Annotated in this window: 13 protein-coding genes; 5 read left to right on the top strand and 8 right to left on the bottom strand. The window is 71.6% G+C overall.

All coding sequences use genetic code 11. The features are described 5' to 3' along the window. Positions 1–21: 21 nt before the first annotated feature. The 5 genes from nuoL to ACYVDA_RS10210 all read left to right on the top strand — a co-directional run bounded on the left by nuoL (position 22) and on the right by ACYVDA_RS10210 (position 6,653). Positions 22–1,920 (top strand): NADH-quinone oxidoreductase subunit L, encoded by a 1,899-nt coding sequence (gene nuoL / locus ACYVDA_RS10230; RefSeq protein ID WP_460818167.1) that lies wholly within the window; start codon positions 22–24, stop codon positions 1,918–1,920. An 85-nt stretch (positions 1,921–2,005) separates the two neighbouring features. After that, the gene (locus ACYVDA_RS10225; RefSeq protein WP_460817923.1) at positions 2,006–3,535 is read left to right on the top strand and encodes an NADH-quinone oxidoreductase subunit M; all 1,530 of its coding nucleotides are present in this window, start codon (positions 2,006–2,008) and stop codon (positions 3,533–3,535) included. Beyond that, a complete protein-coding gene (gene nuoN / locus ACYVDA_RS10220; protein ID WP_460817921.1) occupies positions 3,532–5,124 on the top strand; it encodes an NADH-quinone oxidoreductase subunit NuoN in 1,593 nt (530 codons plus the stop codon). Before ACYVDA_RS10225 ends, nuoN begins: the two co-directional genes overlap by 4 nt. 59 nt (positions 5,125–5,183) lie before the next feature. Next, the gene (locus ACYVDA_RS10215; protein WP_460818164.1) at positions 5,184–6,113 is read left to right on the top strand and encodes a polyprenyl synthetase family protein; all 930 of its coding nucleotides are present in this window, start codon (positions 5,184–5,186) and stop codon (positions 6,111–6,113) included. Between the two features lie 258 nt (positions 6,114–6,371). Beyond that, positions 6,372–6,653 (top strand): DUF4190 domain-containing protein, encoded by a 282-nt coding sequence (locus ACYVDA_RS10210; RefSeq protein ID WP_460817919.1) that lies wholly within the window; start codon positions 6,372–6,374, stop codon positions 6,651–6,653. Between the two features lie 184 nt (positions 6,654–6,837). Here ACYVDA_RS10210 and ACYVDA_RS10205 read toward each other — a convergent pair whose 3' ends face one another. Genes ACYVDA_RS10205 through ACYVDA_RS10170 form a run of 8 tightly spaced genes read right to left on the bottom strand, consistent with a single transcriptional unit; the run spans position 6,838 to position 15,634 of the window. After that, entirely contained in the window at positions 6,838–7,308 is a 471-nt protein-coding gene (locus ACYVDA_RS10205) for a thioesterase family protein (protein ID WP_460817916.1), read from the bottom strand. Beyond that, on the bottom strand, positions 7,305–8,252 hold the full coding sequence (locus ACYVDA_RS10200) for a 3-hydroxyacyl-CoA dehydrogenase NAD-binding domain-containing protein (protein ID WP_460817914.1): 948 nt from the start codon (positions 8,250–8,252) through the stop codon (positions 7,305–7,307). Before ACYVDA_RS10200 ends, ACYVDA_RS10205 begins: the two co-directional genes overlap by 4 nt. Beyond that, complete coding sequence (locus tag ACYVDA_RS10195) at positions 8,249–9,151, bottom strand: beta-keto acid cleavage family enzyme (protein ID WP_460817911.1); 903 nt, start codon at positions 9,149–9,151, stop codon at positions 8,249–8,251. The genes ACYVDA_RS10200 and ACYVDA_RS10195 overlap by 4 nt, the downstream gene beginning before the upstream one ends. Then, a complete protein-coding gene (locus ACYVDA_RS10190; protein ID WP_460817908.1) occupies positions 9,148–10,353 on the bottom strand; it encodes a serine hydrolase domain-containing protein in 1,206 nt (401 codons plus the stop codon). The genes ACYVDA_RS10195 and ACYVDA_RS10190 overlap by 4 nt, the downstream gene beginning before the upstream one ends. After that, complete coding sequence (locus ACYVDA_RS10185; RefSeq protein WP_460817904.1) at positions 10,353–12,161, bottom strand: ABC transporter ATP-binding protein; 1,809 nt, start codon at positions 12,159–12,161, stop codon at positions 10,353–10,355. Before ACYVDA_RS10185 ends, ACYVDA_RS10190 begins: the two co-directional genes overlap by 1 nt. After that, positions 12,162–13,034, bottom strand: a complete 873-nt coding sequence (locus tag ACYVDA_RS10180) for an ABC transporter permease (protein WP_460817902.1) — start codon at positions 13,032–13,034, stop codon at positions 12,162–12,164. It lies immediately after the preceding gene. Continuing rightward, positions 13,031–14,065, bottom strand: a complete 1,035-nt coding sequence (locus tag ACYVDA_RS10175; RefSeq protein ID WP_460817900.1) for an ABC transporter permease — start codon at positions 14,063–14,065, stop codon at positions 13,031–13,033. The genes ACYVDA_RS10180 and ACYVDA_RS10175 overlap by 4 nt, the downstream gene beginning before the upstream one ends. A 3-nt stretch (positions 14,066–14,068) precedes the next feature. Beyond that, positions 14,069–15,634: an ABC transporter substrate-binding protein gene (locus ACYVDA_RS10170; RefSeq protein WP_460817897.1), complete on the bottom strand. Its 1,566-nt coding sequence runs from the start codon at positions 15,632–15,634 to the stop codon at positions 14,069–14,071. Between the last annotated feature and the right edge of the window lie 118 nt (positions 15,635–15,752).

Genomic DNA, 15,752 nt, shown 5'->3' with positions numbered 1-15,752 from the left:
GAGGGGGGCCACCAGGTGCCGGTGGTCGACCCCACGGCCGCCGGCGCGCTCGCCGTCCCGCTCGTCCTCGTGATCGCGCTCCCGGCGCTGGGGGCCCTCGTGCTCCTGCTCGCCGGGCGCCGCAGCGACCGCTGGGGCCACCTGCTCGGGACCGCCGCGGTCGTCGGTTCCTTCGTGTGCTCGGTGGTGCTCTTCGTGGGCCTGCTCGGGCGGGGCGCGGGGGACCGGCAGCTCGGCGTCGACCTGTGGCAGTGGTTCTCCACCGGGTCCTGGTCGGTCCAGGCCGGGCTCCTCTACGACCCGCTCAGCGCGCTCTTCCTGCTGCTGATCACCGGCGTCGGGTCGCTGATCCACGTCTACTCCATCGGCTACATGGAGCACGACGAGCGGCGGCGTCGCTTCTTCGCCTACCTCAACCTGTTCGTCGCCGCGATGCTCGTGCTGGTCCTGGCCTCGGACTACGTCGGGGTGTTCCTCGGCTGGGAGGGAGTCGGCCTGGCGTCGTACCTGCTGATCGGGTTCTGGCAGCACAAGCCGTCAGCGGCCGCGGCGGCCAAGAAGGCGTTCGTGATCAACCGCGTCGGCGACATCGGCCTCGCGCTGGGGATCGGCCTGATCGTGGTCACCTTCGGCAGCACCTCCTTCGCCAAGGTCTCCACCCTGACCGCCGACGCGGCGCCCGGGGTGATGACCGCGATCGGCCTGCTGCTGCTCCTCGCCGCCTGCGGCAAGTCGGCGCAGTTCCCGCTGCAGACCTGGCTGCTGGACGCCATGGAGGGTCCGACCCCGGTCTCGGCCCTGATCCACGCCGCCACCATGGTCACCGCCGGCGTCTACCTGATCGTGCGCTCGCAGTTCATCTTCGAGCACACCCCCGACGCCCGCCTCGTGGTCTCCATCATCGGCACCATCACGCTGCTGATGGGCGCCTGGATCGGCTGCGCCAAGGACGACATCAAGAAGACGCTGGCCGGCTCGACGATGAGCCAGATCGGCTACATGGTCCTGGCCGCGGGCCTCGGGGTCGCCGGCTACGCCTTCGCGATCTTCCACCTGCTGACCCACGGCTTCTTCAAGGCCAACATGTTCCTGGGCGCCGGCTCGGTCATGCACGGCACCGAGGACGACGTGAACATGCGCCACTACGGCGCCCTGCGCAAGGCCATGCCGATCACGTTCATGACCTTCGCGATGGGCTACCTGGCCATCATCGGCTTCCCCGGGTTCGCCGGGTTCTGGTCCAAGGACAAGATCATCGAGACCGCCCTCGCGCAGAACCCGGTCCTGGGCGTCTGCGCGCTGCTGGGCGCCGGCGTCACCGGCTTCTACATGACCCGCCTGATGCTGATGACGTTCCTGACCAAGGAGCGCTGGGAGCCCGGGGTCCACCCGCACGAGTCGCCCAAGGTGATGACCGTGCCGCTGATGGTGCTCGCCGCCCTCTCGGTCCTGGGCGGGGTGCTCCTGCTCAACAACTGGATCGTGACCTTCCTGTCCCCGGTCACCGGGGTGGCCCCGCACGAGGAGCCGCCGCTGCCGGCGATCGCCCTGAGCGTCCTCGCGGTCGCCGTCGTGGCGATCGGGGTCGGGGTCGCGTGGGTCCTCTTCATGAAGCGCGATGTCCCCCGGGAGGCGCCCACCCAGGTGTCGGTGTTCACCCGGGCCGGTCGCCGCGACCTGTACGGCGACGCGTTCAACGACGCGGTCATCGTCGCCCCCGGCACCCGCTTCCTGGGCAACCTGGCCACCTTCGACGCCGGCCTGGTCGACGGCGGTGCCGTCGGCACCGGGTCGGCGCTGACCGGCCTGTCCAGCCGGATGCGGCTGCTCCAGAACGGCTTCGTCCGGTCCTACGCGCTCTCGGTCCTCGCCGGAGCCGCCCTCGTCCTTCTCGCACTCGTGGTGGTGAACCTCGGATGAATTCACCCCACCGCCACCGAATTCGACAGAGCGCGGGCTCCACTCGCAGAGCTCGCTCCACCCACGATTCCGCGGGGGCCCCGAAATGAATCTCCCCTGGCTGACCATCCTGCTCCTGGTCCCGATCGTCGGCGCCGTGGTGCTGACCCTGATGCCCGCCCGGGCCGGGTCCTCGGCCCCCAAGTGGGTCGCGCTGGGCGTCTCGCTCCTCACCCTGGTGATCGGCATCGGCATCGCGCTGGGCTACCAGCCCGGCGGCGGCACGCAGTTCACCGAGGACGTCGTGTGGATCAAGCTCTTCGGGGCCCACTACGCGCTGGGCGTCGACGGGCTGGGGCTCTCCCTGGTCCTGCTGACGGTGATCCTCACCCCGGTCGTGGTCGCGGCGTCGTGGAACGACGGTGACGCGGGCCGCTTCGGCGCCAAGGGCTTCTTCGCCTGGGTGCTGGCTCTCGAGGGCCTCTCGGTCGGCGTCTTCGCCGCCACCGACGTGTTCCTCTTCTACGTCTTCTTCGAGGCCGTGATCTTCCCGGTCTACTTCCTCGTCGCGGGCCACGGCGGACCCGACCGGGTCCGGGCCGCGGTCAAGTTCCTGCTGTTCTCGCTGCTCGGCGGTCTGGTCATGCTGCCCGCCGTGATCGGGCTCTACGTCGAGTCGGCCACGTCGGCCGGCGGGCCGTCGTACCTCGTCTCGGACCTGGCCAAGCTCGACTTCGGCACCGCTGCGGGACGCTGGATGTTCGTCGGCTTCTTCATCGCCTTCGCGATCAAGGCGCCGATGTTCCCGGTGCACACCTGGCTGCCCGACACCACCCAGAACGCGACGCCCGGCACCTCGGTGCTGCTGGTCAGCGTGCTGGACAAGATCGGCACCTTCGGGATGATCCGGTTCTGCCTCGAGCTGTTCCCCGAGGCCTCGCGGTGGGCCACGCCGGTGGTGATCACCCTGGCCGTGATCAGCATCCTGTACGGCGCGCTGATGGCGATCGCCTCCGACGACATGATGCGGCTGATCGCGTTCACCTCGGTGAGCCACTTCGGCTTCATCGTCCTGGGCATCTTCGTGATGAACAGCCAGGGCCTGTCGGGCGCGAACCTCTACATGTTCAACCACGGGCTCTCGACCGCCGCGCTGTTCCTGGTCGTCGGCTTCCTGGTCAAGCGACGCGGCACGGCCTCGATCCGCGCCTACGGCGGCGTGGAGAAGGTCGCACCGGTCCTGGCCGGGCTCTTCCTGGTGGCCGGGCTCTCCTCGCTCTCGCTGCCGGGCACCTCGCCGTTCGTCTCCGAGCTGCTCGTCATGGTCGGTGCCTTCGTGCACTCGCCGTGGGCCGCGGCGTTCGCGGTGCCGGGGATCGTCCTGGCCGCGATCTACATCCTGTGGATGTACCAGCGCACGATGACCGGGCCGGTCCGCGAGGGCGTGCACGGCATGCCCGACCTGTCGGTGCGCGAGGTCTCCGCGCTGGCGCCGCTGGTGGTGATGATCGTGGTCCTGGGCTTCTACCCCAAGCCGCTGATCGCCGTCTTCGAGCCGGTCGTCAAGCACACGATGTCGCAGGTCGGCACCACCGACCCCCGTCCGTCCGTCACCACAGGGGAGGCAGCCAAGTGAACGGCTTCACAGCGCCCACGATCGAGTACCTCACCGTCTCCCCGGTCCTGGTCGTGCTCGGCGTGGCCCTCCTCGGTGTGCTCGTCGAGGCCGTCGCCCCCCGGCGCGTCCGCTACGTCGCCCAGGTCGGCCTGACCCTGGTCGGCCTCGTGGCCGCCTTCGCCCTCGCGGTCGTCGTCTTCTCCCGGCTGCACCCGGGCTCGGCCACGCCGGGCCGCGGCAAGGTCGCCGCGATGGGTGCCCTGGCCGTCGACGGCCCGGCGATCTTCTGCTGGCTGCTGGTCCTGCTGCTGGCCGTGCTCTCGACGCTGCTCTTCGCGGAGCGCGCGCTGGAGGGCGGTCTGCTGCCCTTCGCCGGCCAGGCCGCCGCCCTGCCCGGCACCGAGGCCGAGCGCGAGGCCTCCACCAAGGGCCTGGAGCACACCGAGGTCTTCCCGCTGATGCTGTTCGCGGTCGCCGGGATGATGCTGTTCCCGGCCGCCAACGACCTGCTGACGATGTTCGTCGCGCTCGAGGTGCTCTCGCTGCCCCTCTACCTGCTCTGCGGCCTGGCCCGGCGCCGGCGCCTGCTGAGCCAGGAGGCGGCGATGAAGTACTTCCTGCTCGGCGCGTTCAGCTCCGGCTTCTTCGTCTACGGCGTCGCCCTGGTCTACGGGTACGCCGGGTCGATGGGCTTCGCCCAGATCGCCGACGCGGTGGCGGCCGGCTCCTCCAACGAGGGCCTGCTCATCGGCGGCATCGGCCTGATGGCCGTCGGCCTGCTCTTCAAGGTCAGCGCCGTGCCGTTCCACTCCTGGACCCCCGACGTCTACCAGGGCGCCCCCACGGCGGTCACCGCGTTCATGGCGGCCGGCACCAAGGTGGCGGCGTTCGGCGCTCTGCTCCGGCTGTTCTACGTCGCCTTCGGGGCCAACCGCAGCGAGTGGCTGCCGATGATCTGGGTCGTCGCCATCCTGACCATGGTCGTGGGCTCGGTCGTCGCGCTGACCCAGACCGACGTCAAGCGCCTGCTGGCCTACTCCTCGATCGCGCACGCCGGGTTCATCCTCACCGGCTTCCTCGGCATCCGCTCGCTGGTCGACGTGCCGACCGGCAGCCTGACCGGCGTCAGCGCCGTGCTGTTCTACCTGACCACCTACGGGTTCACCACGCTGGCGGCCTTCGCCCTGGTGACCCTGGTGCGCGACGGCGGCGGCGAGGCCACCCACCTGAGCCGCTGGCAGGGCCTGGGCAAGGAGTCGCCCCTCGTGGCCGGCCTCTTCGCCTTCCTGCTGCTGGCGCTGGCCGGGATCCCGTTGACGTCCGGCTTCACCGGCAAGTGGGCCGTGTTCGCCGCGGCGCTCAACGTCGGGGCCTGGCCCGTGGTGGTCGTGGCCGTGCTGATGTCGGCCGTGGCGGCGTACTTCTACGTCCGCGTGATCGTGCTGATGTTCTTCGCCGACCCCGTGGGCGACGGTCCGAGCGTCACCCGGCCCAGCGCCCTGACCTCCACGGTCATCGCCGTCGGCGTGGCCGCCACCCTGCTCCTGGGCATCGTGCCGGGCGCCCTGATCGACCTGCTCGGGCGCGTGGGAGTATTCATCAGGTGACCACCAGCTTGGCCCTGCCGATCCTCGACGCCGATCTCGAGTCGCGGCTCCGTGCACGCATGGAGGAGGTGGAGGAGGCCCTGCGGACCCACGTGCGCAGCGAGGCGCGCTTCGTCACCGAGGCCGCCAGCCACCTCCTCGAGGCCGGCGGTCGGCGGTTCCGCCCGCTGCTGGTGCTGCTCGCCGCGGAGACCGGTGACCCGCACGCCGACGGCGTGCTGACCTCGGCCTGCGTCGTGGAGCTGACCCACCTGGCCTCGCTCTACCACGACGACGTCATGGACGAGGCCGAGATGCGTCGCGGCACCGACTCGGCCAACGCCCGGTGGGACAACCACGTCGCGATCCTCACCGGGGACTTCCTGTTCTCCAAGTCCTCGGAGCTGACCGCCGAGCTCGGGGACGACGCCGTACGGATCCAGGCACGCACCTTCAGCCGCCTGGTCGAGGGTCAGATCCTGGAGACCCTGGGCCCCGTCGACGACGAGGACCCGCTCGAGCACTACCTGCGCGTCGTGGCCGGCAAGACCGGCTCGCTGATCGCGACCTCCGCGCGCTACGGCGCGCGCTTCTCCCACGCCCCGCGCGACGTGGAGGAGGCCCTGACGGAGTACGGCGAGAAGGTCGGCGTGGCCTTCCAGCTCTCCGACGACATCCTCGACATCGCCTCGCAGGCCGAGGAGTCCGGCAAGACCCCCGGCACCGACCTGCGCGAGGGCGTGCCCACGCTGCCGGTGCTGATCGCGCGTCGCTCCACCGACCCGGCCGACGCTCGGCTGCTGGAGCTGCTCGACGCCGACCTGGCCGACGACGACCTGCGTGCCGAGGCGCTGACGCTGTTGCGGGCGCACCCCTCGTTGGCCGAGGCGCGTGCCTACGTCGTGGACCTCGCCACCGAGGCCAAGGGCCTGCTCAAGGTCCTGCCCGAGGGTCCCGCCCGCACGGCGCTCGAGGCGTTCGCCGACGTGGTCGCCGTCCGCTCCGCCTGACCTCCCGGCCTGTGACGGGGACCCGTCAGCGGCTCGCCGGGTCGGTGTGCCCCGAAACGTGCTCCCGCAGGGCCGGGGATCGCTAGGGTCGCGCCCACACCGCGGTCCGCACGGGTGGGCCGCACGAAGGAAGGAACGATGGCGATGTCTGCAAGCACGCCACCGCCTGGCGGGGGATCCTACGAGTCGGCACCACCTCCTCCGCCCGGAGGCGGGTACGGGGGCCCGGGCGGGTACGGCGGTGGCGGCTACGGCGCCGTGCCGCAGGGCACCAACAAGAAGGCGATCTGGGCGTTGGTCCTCGGCATCCTGGGCCTGGTGTGCTGCGGCTTCTTCGCCGGCATCCCGGCGATCGTCCTGGGCCGTTCGGCCCAGCGCGAGATCGACGCCTCGGGTGGTGCGCAGTCGGGCCGGGGGATGGCCACCGCCGGCTTCATCCTGGGCATCATCGGGGTCGTCTGGGGCGTCATCTACCTGATCCTGGTCGTGACCGGCGTCATCAACTTCAACTTCAGCAGCAGCGGCACCACCAGCCCGTAAGGAGACCTCGCCGACAGGGGGATCCGCGCACGGCAGGACGCGTCGACCGGGGGATCCGCGCACACGAGCTGTGCGCGGATCCCCCTCTCGGCGTCCTGGGGCGTGCGCGGATCCCCCTCTCGGTGTACCCCAGGTCTGCTCAGCACAGGTCTGCTCAGCACAGGTCTGGCCAGGGCAGAGCTGCTCAGGGCAGGTGGATGGCGCGGGAGGTGTGGGGGCCGGGGTGGGTGCGGGCCGCCTCGACCCGCGCCCGCACGTCGTCGGGGAACGGCGCGGTGGCCGCGTCGACGACGTGCACGCCGAGGACCTCCTCGGTCGCGCGCAGGGTGCCGTCGGCGTGCAGCTCGTGCCAAATCCACAGCAGCTTGGCGTTGGCCCCGACGACCCAGGAGCGGACCTCCAGGCGCTCGCCGCGCGAGACCTGCTCGAGGTAGCGGACGTGGGCCTCGACGGTGAACAGCGAGCCCCCCGTCGCGTCGCGGTACGCCGGCCCCAGACCGACCGCGGCCATCACCTCGTCGGTGGCGTGCCCGAGCACCAGGACGTAGTAGGCCTCCGAGAGGTGGCCGTTGTAGTCGATCCACTCCTCGCGGACGTCCTCGGTCCACGTGCACAGCGGGCCCGCCGGAGCCCGGTCGCCCGGGAGGTCGGTCACGCGCGCCCCAGGGCGCGCAGGACGGCGATCACCCCGGCGTCGCGCTCGGCCACGAGGTCGTCGACGCTGCGGCCGTCGGCCTCCCGGTCGCACCCGTCGACGACGGCGTCGCGCAGCTCCGGGGTGAGCTCGGCCGCCACCAGCCGGGTCCACGGCGACTGCAGCGAGGGCCCGAAGTGGTCGAGCATGTGCGCCATCCCGCCCTGGCCGCCGGCGAGGTGGAAGGTCATCATCGGGCCCTGGACGGGCCAGCGCAGGCCGGGCCCGTCGGTGATCGAGAGGTCGATCTGCTCGACCGTGGCCTCACCGGCGGCGACCATGTGCAGCGCCTCGCGCCACAGCGCCTCCTGGAGCCGGTTGGCGATGAAGCCCGGGACCTCGCGGTCCATGGTGATCACCGACTTGCCGACGTGGCGGTAGAAGTCGCTGGTCCAGGCGACCACCTCGGCCGACGTGGCGGTGCCGCCGACGACCTCGACCAGCGGGATCAGGTACGGCGGGTTGAACGGGTGGCCGACGACCGTGCGGTCCGGGGTGGCGCAGTCGGTCTGCATCTCGCTCATGCCGTAGCCCGAGGTCGAGGAGGCGACCACGACGCCGGCCGGCGCGGCCGCGTCGATGTCGGCCAGCAGCCGACGCTTGAGCCCGAGGTCCTCCGGCGCGCTCTCCTGCACGAACTGCGCCTGCGCCAGCGCGGTCGCCAGGTCGGCCTCGACCCGCAGCCGCGCGGGGTCGGCCCCGGGGGCCAGGCCCAGCTCGGTCAGGGCCGGCCAGGCCGCGGCGACCAGGTGGCGCAGCCGGTCCTCGGCGTCGGGGGCGGGGTCCCAGGCGACGACGTCGTACCCCCGCGCCAGGAAGTACGCCGCCCACCCACCGCCGATCACGCCGGCGCCGACGCAGCAGACCGTGCGCACGTCCTCGACGGCCACGGGCACGGACGTCATGCGGTCCTCGGCTTCAGGTCGAGGATCTCGCGGGCCTCGTCGGGCGTGGCGATCTCGGCGCCCATGCCCTCCACGATGGTGCGCGCCCGCTCGACCAGCTGCGCGTTGGTCGCCTTGACGCCCTTGGCCAGGTAGAGGTTGTCCTCCAGCCCGACGCGCACGTGACCACCAAGCAGCACCGACTGGGCCACCCAGGGCATCTGCATCCGGCCCAGCGCGAAGGAGGCCCACACCGAGCCCTCGGGCAGCTGGGCGACCATCGCGGCCAGCAGCGAGGGGTCGGCCGGGGCGCCGTACGGGATGTCCATGCAGAGCTGGAACAGCGGCGGGGCGTCGATCAGCCCCTCCTCGACCAGGACCTTGGCGAACCACAGGTGGCCGGTGTCGAAGATCTCCATCTCGCAGCGCACGCCCAGCTCCTGGATGCGCTTGGCGCCCTCGCGGAGCATGTCGGGGGTGCTGACGTAGACGAGGCTGCCCTCGCCGAAGTTGAGGCTGCCGCAGTCCAGGGTGCAGATGTCGGGCAGCAGCTCCTCGACGTGGGCCAGCCGCTCGAGCCCGCTGACCAGGTCGGTGCCCTCGACGAACGTGGTCGGGTCGTGGGGGTCCAGGACCAGGTCGCCGCCCATGCCGGCGGTGGTGTTGACGATGACGTCGACGTCGCTGGCCCGGATGATCTCCACGGCCTCGCGGTAGAGCGCGACCTCGCGCGACCCCTGGCCGGTCCGCGGGTCGCGGACGTGGACGTGGACCACGGCCGCGCCGGCCCGGGCCGCGGCGATCCCGGACTCGGCGATCTGCTCCGGCGTGACGGGCACGTGCTCGGAGCGGCCGGCGGTGTCGCCGGCCCCGGTCAGCGCACAGGTGATGATCGGCTTGCGGTTCATGGCGGCTCTCACGACTGCTCCTGGGGGTCTGGATTCGCGGGGTGGACGGGCGGGGTGGGGGGACGGGTCGCGGCGGCCGCGGCGGCCACGAGGGGGAGCCCGAGGTAGGACAGGTCGCGCATCTGGCGGTCGACCCAGGGGTCGTCGTACGGCCAGCGGGAGGTCTTCAGGACGGCCACGCCCAGGTCGCGGTCGACGTAGCCGAGCTGGCCGCGGCTGCCGTCGGAGGTCACCCGGCGGCCGGCCGCGTCCAGCGGCCACCAGTGGTGCCCGAAGCCGGCGTGGGTGGTGATCGTGCTGGGCAGGCGGCCGGGCTCCAGCCAGGGTCGCGACGGCGTCGAGGAGGCCTCGACCCAGGCGGGGGCGAGGATGGCGCGGTCACCCGTGCGCCCGGTCAGCTGGAGGGCGGCCAGCCGCAACCAGTCCTCGGCGCAGGCCGCGAGCCCGCCCCCGGCCAGGGCGACCCCGTCGGCGTCGACCGCGACCACGGCGTCGGCCACACAGCCCAGCGCGGCCCACAGGTCGCCGGCGGCCTCGACGTACGTCGTCCCCGTCGCGCGCTCGCGCACCCAGTCGAGGACCTGGGAGTCGGCGGTGGAGTACTCCCACCGCGTGCCGGCCGCCTCCCCAGGCCGTACGCCGAGCAGCAGCGCGCGCGAGGACCCGCCCGCGCCCCAGAAGCAGGACACCAGCCGCGCGGCCGGGCCGTCGGCGTCGCGGTGGTCCTCGACCCAGGCGGTGCCGGTCGTCATGGTCAGCACGTGCTCGACCGTGCAGGCGGCCCAGCCGGTGCCGGCCAGCTCGGGCACGTGGTCCACCACCAGGTCGTCGGTGGACAGCGCGCCGGCGCCGACGGCCACCCCGACCAGGTGGGCCAGCACCGACTTGGTCATCGAGGCACCGAGCAGCAGCGAGGAGGGGCCGACGCCGTCGGCGTACCACTCGTGGACCAGCGTCGGCGGCCCGGCAGCGTCCAGGACGAGCAGGGAGGTCGAGTGGGTCTCGGTCACCCAGGCGTCCAGGTCGCGGCTGCGACCCGCTCCGGGGACCTCGGCCGCCAGCGGGCGCAGGGCGCGGGGGAGCGGGGCCGGACGGGTGCTGCGCACGTCGGCGTGGTCCCGCCCCGGCTCGAGGTGGGGGTCGACGAAGCTCATCGTGGCGAGCCCGGGGCGACGTGCGCCCGGCTGCTCGGCGACGTCGTCGGGCTCGGGCATCAGTCGATGCGCGGACTGTTGGCCAGCAGGCGGCGGGTGTACTCCTCGCGCGGTGAGTCCATGACCTCGACCACGGAGCCCGACTCCACGACGCGACCGCCGTTGAGGATCTGGACGCGGTCGGCGATCGAGCGCACCAGCGCGAGGTTGTGGGTCACGAACAGCATGCTGATGCCGCGGGAGACCCGCAGCGACTCCAGCAGGGCCACGATTGAGCCCTGCACGGACACGTCGAGCGCGGAGGTGATCTCGTCGCAGACCAGCAGGTCGGGCTCGGCGGCCAGCGCCCGGGCAATGGCGACGCGCTGCCGCTCGCCGCCGGAGAGCCGGCTGGCCTGGTACTTCAGCACCGCCGGGCCGAGGGCCACCTGGTCGAGCAGCTCCACGACCCGGTCGGTCGCCTCCTTGCCCTTGGCGATCCCGAACAGCTCCATCGGGCGCTTGACGATCTGCTCGATGGTCAGGCGGGGGTTCAGGGACAGGTAGGGGTTCTGGAAGATGTACTGCACCCGCTTGCGGTCCGCCGCGCTGCGCTTGCGGGCGCCGTGGCCCAGGGCGGTGCCGTCGAAGTCGATGGTGCCGGTCCACTCCTTGTGGAGCCCGCCGACGCAGCGCGAGATCGTGGTCTTGCCGCTGCCGGACTCCCCGACCAGGGCGACCACCTCGCCGCGCCCGACGTCGAAGGTGACGTCGTGGACGACCTGCTTGCGGCCGTAGGAGACGTCGAGGCCGGCGATGTCGAGGATGATGTCGCGCGGCTTGTCGGGGTCGGTGTCCGGCACGGTGCCGCGGGAGATGTCCCAGGTGCCGATCTCGCCGAGCCGCAGGCACCGGGCGGCGTGGGTGCCGCTCGCGGGGCCGACGGGCCGCAGCTCGGGCTCCTGCTCCCCGCAGGCCGCGCGGGCGTGCTCGCAGCGGTCGTGGAAGCGGCACCCGCCCGGTCGGTTGCCGGGCGCCGGGGTGCGTCCCGGGATGCCGCCGAGCGCGCGGGCCTGGGACAGGTGCGGGATCGAGTCGAGCAGCGCCCGGGTGTAGGGGTGCGAGGGGTTGGCGAAGATGGTCGCCTTGTCGCCGAGCTCGACCACCTGGCCGGCGTACATCACCGCGACCCGGTCGGCGATCGTGGCGACCACGGCGAGGTCGTGGGTGACGTAGAGCGCGGCGACGCCGTGGGTGCGGCACAGCGTGCTCATCGTGTCCAGGACCATGCCCTGGGTGGTCACGTCGAGGCCGGTGGTGGGCTCGTCGAGGACCAGCACCTTGGGGCGGGGCAGGAAGGCCATCGCCAGGGCCACGCGCTGCACCTGGCCGCCGGAGAGCTGGTGGGCGTAGCGGCGCAGGAACTCGTCGTCGTTGGGCAGGCCCACCTCGGCCAGACCGTCGCGCGCGCCCTGGAGGCGGCTCTCGGTCGTGCCGAGCCCGCGCAGCTCCATCAGCTCCACGATCTGGCGACCGATCCGGATGCTGGGGTTGAGCGCGGAGGCGGGGTCCTGGGGGACGTAGGCGATCTCCTCGCCGCGCAGCTGGCGGACCTGCTGCCAGGGCAGCCCGAGGACGTCCTGGTCGGCGTACACGACCCGGCCGCGCTCGATCAGCGCGCCGGCGCGGGTGTAGCCCAGCAGCGAGGTGCCGACCGTGGTCTTGCCGCTGCCGGACTCGCCGACCAGCCCGACGACCTCGCCGGGGTGCAGCACCAGGTCGATGTCGTCGACGACGTCGACCCCGGGGCGACCGGTGAGGCCGATCCGCAGGTCCTCGATCGCGATGCCACCGGCACCGGTCGTCTTGTCGGGGTGGGTGGTCGACACCTACTCCCCACCTCCTCGTTGCGAGACCTGCGCGACGCCGTCGGCCATCAGGTTGGTGCCGACGCAGAACAGGCCGATCACCAGCACCGGCGCCAGGACGGCCCAGGTCTGGGTGGACAGGGCGAGCCGGTTCTCGTTGATCATCTCGCCCCAGTTGGCCGCACCGGGATCGGTGGAGAACCCGAGGAAGCCCAGGCCGGCGATCACGGTGATGGAGTAGGTCAGGCGCAGGCCCGCCTCGGCGAGCAGCGGTGCGTTCATGTTCGGCAGCACCTCGGCCAGGATCACCCGCGAGCGGCGCTCGCCGAGGGCCTCCGCGGCGTGGACGAAGTCGCGGGAGACCAGGCCGAGCGCGACGCCGCGGGCGACCCGGGCCACGCGCGGGGCGTGGGAGATGCCGACGAGGACCACGATCATCCAGGCCCGCGGCTGGTTCACGGCCGTGAGGACCACCAGCGAGAGCAGGATCTGCGGGAAGGCCAGGGTGACGTCGTTGAGGCGCATGATGACCTCGTCCCACCAGCCGCCGGCGTACGCCGCGACGACGCCGATCGCGATGCCGGCGACCATGCCGAGCACCGTGCTCAGCAGGGCGATCAGCAGGATCGAGCGGCCGCCGTACAGCAGCCGGGACCAGACGTCCTGACCGAGGTAGTCGGTGCCGAGCAGGCCCTGGGTGCCGAAGGGGGTGCCGACGACCTCGTTCTCGCCGTGCGGCGCCAGCACGGGGCCGAGCACGGCGAACAGCACGATGACCACGGTCAGGACCAGGCCGAAGACCAGCCGCTTCTGCGCCAGCGCCTGGCGCAGGGTCGAGGGGACGGAGCGTCCGGACGAGGCGGCAGCGGGGGCCGCGGGGGAGGAGGTGGTCACGAGCTGATCGCCGTTCGTGCGCGGGGGGTGAGCAGGATCGAGAGCAGGTCGGCCACCAGGTTCACCAGGACGTAGACGGCCGCGATGATCATGCTCAGCGCCTGGACCATCGTGACGTCGTGGTTGCGGACCGAGTCGACGAGCTGGAAGCCGATGCCCGGGTAGTTGAACAGCGACTCCACGATCACGACGCCGCCGGCCAGCCAGGCCAGCTGGAGCGCGATCACCTGGATGCCGGGGACGACCGCGTTGAGCAGCGCGTGACGCCGCAGCACGACCCGCTCGGGCACGCCCTTGAGGCGGGCCAGCTCGACGTAGTCGCTGTCGAGGACCTCCAGCAGCGTCGAGCGCACGATCCGGGACACGTACGGCGCCACCGCGAGGACCAGCGTGGCGACCGGGAGGACCATCGTCGACGGCTGGCTCCACGGGCGTACGCCGGGGGAGGAGATCGTGACGGCCGGGAGCACGTGGAGGACCGTCGTGGAGAACAGCGCCACCAGCAGGATGCCGATCACGAACTCCGGCAGGCCGGCCAGCGTGAGCAGCACGGTCTGGATGATCGTGTCGGGCCGACGGCGCCGGTAGTTGGCCGAGACCATCGCGATGCCGAAGGCCACCGGGATCATCACCACCGCAGCCAGCAGCACCAGCACGAGCGTGTTGACCACGTTGTCGCTGATCAGCTCCCACACCGGCCGCTGGCTGGCGATGGACTGACCGGCGTCGCCCGTGAGCAGCCCGCCGAGCCAGTGCAGGTAGCGGGTGACCAGCGGCTCGTCGAGGTTGAGCTGGGCGGTCAGCTCGGCCACCCGGGCCTTGTCGGCGCCGTAGTCCTTGCCCAGGATCGCCCGCACGGGGTCGCCGAGCGAGGTGGTGGCCACGAAGACCAGGACCGAGACCAGCCACAGGGTGAGCACGGCCAGCCCGAGGCGCCGGGCCAGCCACATCGCCCAGGCCGACGCCCCGTGCCGGTCTGCGGGGGCGGCGACCTCGGCGAGCGGTTCGGGGAGGACCGCGACGTCAGCCACGACTCAGGCCGAGACCGAGGCCGTCTGGAACTTGTAGGACCCCAGCGGCAGGTAGCGGCTGGGCTTGATGCCCTGCACCTTGGAGGAGATCCCGTCCACCTGGCGGCGGAAGCCCCAGATGATGTAGCCGCCGGTGTCGTACTCGATCTTCTGGGCGTCCTGGATCAACGTGGTCCGCTTCGCCTCGTCGGTCTCCTGCTGCGCGGAGTTGATCAGGCCCGCGAACTTCGGGTCGTTGAAGTGGGTCTCGTTGTAGGTGCCCGACTTCAGCGCGCACACGGCCGCCTGCGGCAGGTAGTTGCGGGTGTTCCAGAAGTCCTGCGCGAACGGGTAGGAGAGGTAGTCGTTGCCGTAGAACGGGTTCTTCTTGGTCACCCGCACGTCCACGCCGGCCTTCTTGGCCTGCTGCACGAAGAGGTTGGCCGAGGCCGGGGCGACCGAGCCGATGTCGTCGCCGGTGAAGAGCTCGACCTGCAGGCTCGACTGGCCGGCCGCCTTGAGCAGCGACTTGGCCTGGGCGATGTCGGTCCTGCGCTGGGGCAGGTCCTTGGCGAACGCCGGGTCGAACGGGGCGTAGAGGTCGTTGCCGAGCGTGCCGTAGCCGCTGAGCGCGGAGTCGATCATCTGCTGACGGTCCACGATCAGGCGCATCGCCTGACGGACGCGGACGTCGGAGAACGGCTTGGAGTCGACCCGCATGGTGAACGGCACCCAGGCGCCGGTCGTCGCCTCCAGGATGCTGCCGCCCTGCTTCTTGACCGAGTCGATGAGGTTGTAGGGCAGGTTGTCGATGGTCTGGACCTGGCCGGCCAGCAGGGCGTTGACCTGGGCGTTGGGGTCGGAGAAGTCCTGGATGTGCAGCTCGTCGACGTACGCCTTCTGTCCCCAGTAGCCGTCGAAGCGGGTGAAGACGCTGTTCTTGCCGGGGGTGAAGGACTTGTACTTGAAGGCCCCGGTGCCGACGGGCTTGGCCGGGTCGTAGCCGACGGGCACGATCCCGAAGGTGTACTCCGCGAGGATCGAGTCGAGCAGGGCGTAGGCCGTCTTGAGCTTGATCACGACGGTGCTCGCGTCGACCTTCTTGGTCTGGCTGAAGTCGATGATCTTCGACAGCGCGCCGCCCGCCGAGGTGGGGGCCTTGGGGTCGGCGACCCGCTTGAGGGTGAAGAGGACGTCCTCGGGGGTCAGGGCCTTGCCGTTGTGGAAGGTGACGCCCTGGCGCAGCTTGACCGTCCAGGTCTTGGCGTCCGAGGACGGCGTGACGCTCTCGGCCAACGCCGGGGCGATGCGGTAGCTGCTGTCCCAGAACAGCAGCGGCTCGAAGAGGTTGCTCACCCGGGCGATGTCGGGGGCGGTCACCGGGCGGTGCGCGTCCAGGGTGTCCTTGCTGCTGCCGCCGGTCGCGCCGTGCACGAGGATGCCGCCGCGCTTCTGGGGGCCGCTGCTCGCGGCACCGCTCGGGCTGGAGCTGGAGCCGCAGGCACCGAGGAGCTGGGCGCCGCCGAGGGCGGCGGCCGCGAGGCCGCTGAAGCGGAAGACGTCACGGCGCGAGTAGGAGTGGTCGGTCACGTGGGGCCCCCAGGGTTCGTCATCCGAACGAGCTCGGATGTGATGCGAACCTAGGACTGGCTCGAAACGGCCGTCAAGTGCACGATGTCGAGGGTGAACCAGTCCTTGACCCGGGCCG

The sequence above is a fragment of the Nocardioides korecus genome (assembly GCF_054778395.1).
This window is presented reverse-complemented; position numbering and strand designations above follow the sequence as displayed.

Coding starts and splice junctions, on each gene's coding strand:
- ACYVDA_RS10225 (WP_460817923.1), top strand. CDS start 2,006: ATGAATCTCCCCTGGCTGACCATCCTGCTCCTGGTCCCGATCGTCGGC.
- ACYVDA_RS10200 (WP_460817914.1), bottom strand. CDS start 8,252: ATGACGTCCGTGCCCGTGGCCGTCGAGGACGTGCGCACGGTCTGCTGC.
- ACYVDA_RS10190 (WP_460817908.1), bottom strand. CDS start 10,353: ATGCCCGAGCCCGACGACGTCGCCGAGCAGCCGGGCGCACGTCGCCCC.
- ACYVDA_RS10215 (WP_460818164.1), top strand. CDS start 5,184: ATGGAGGAGGTGGAGGAGGCCCTGCGGACCCACGTGCGCAGCGAGGCG.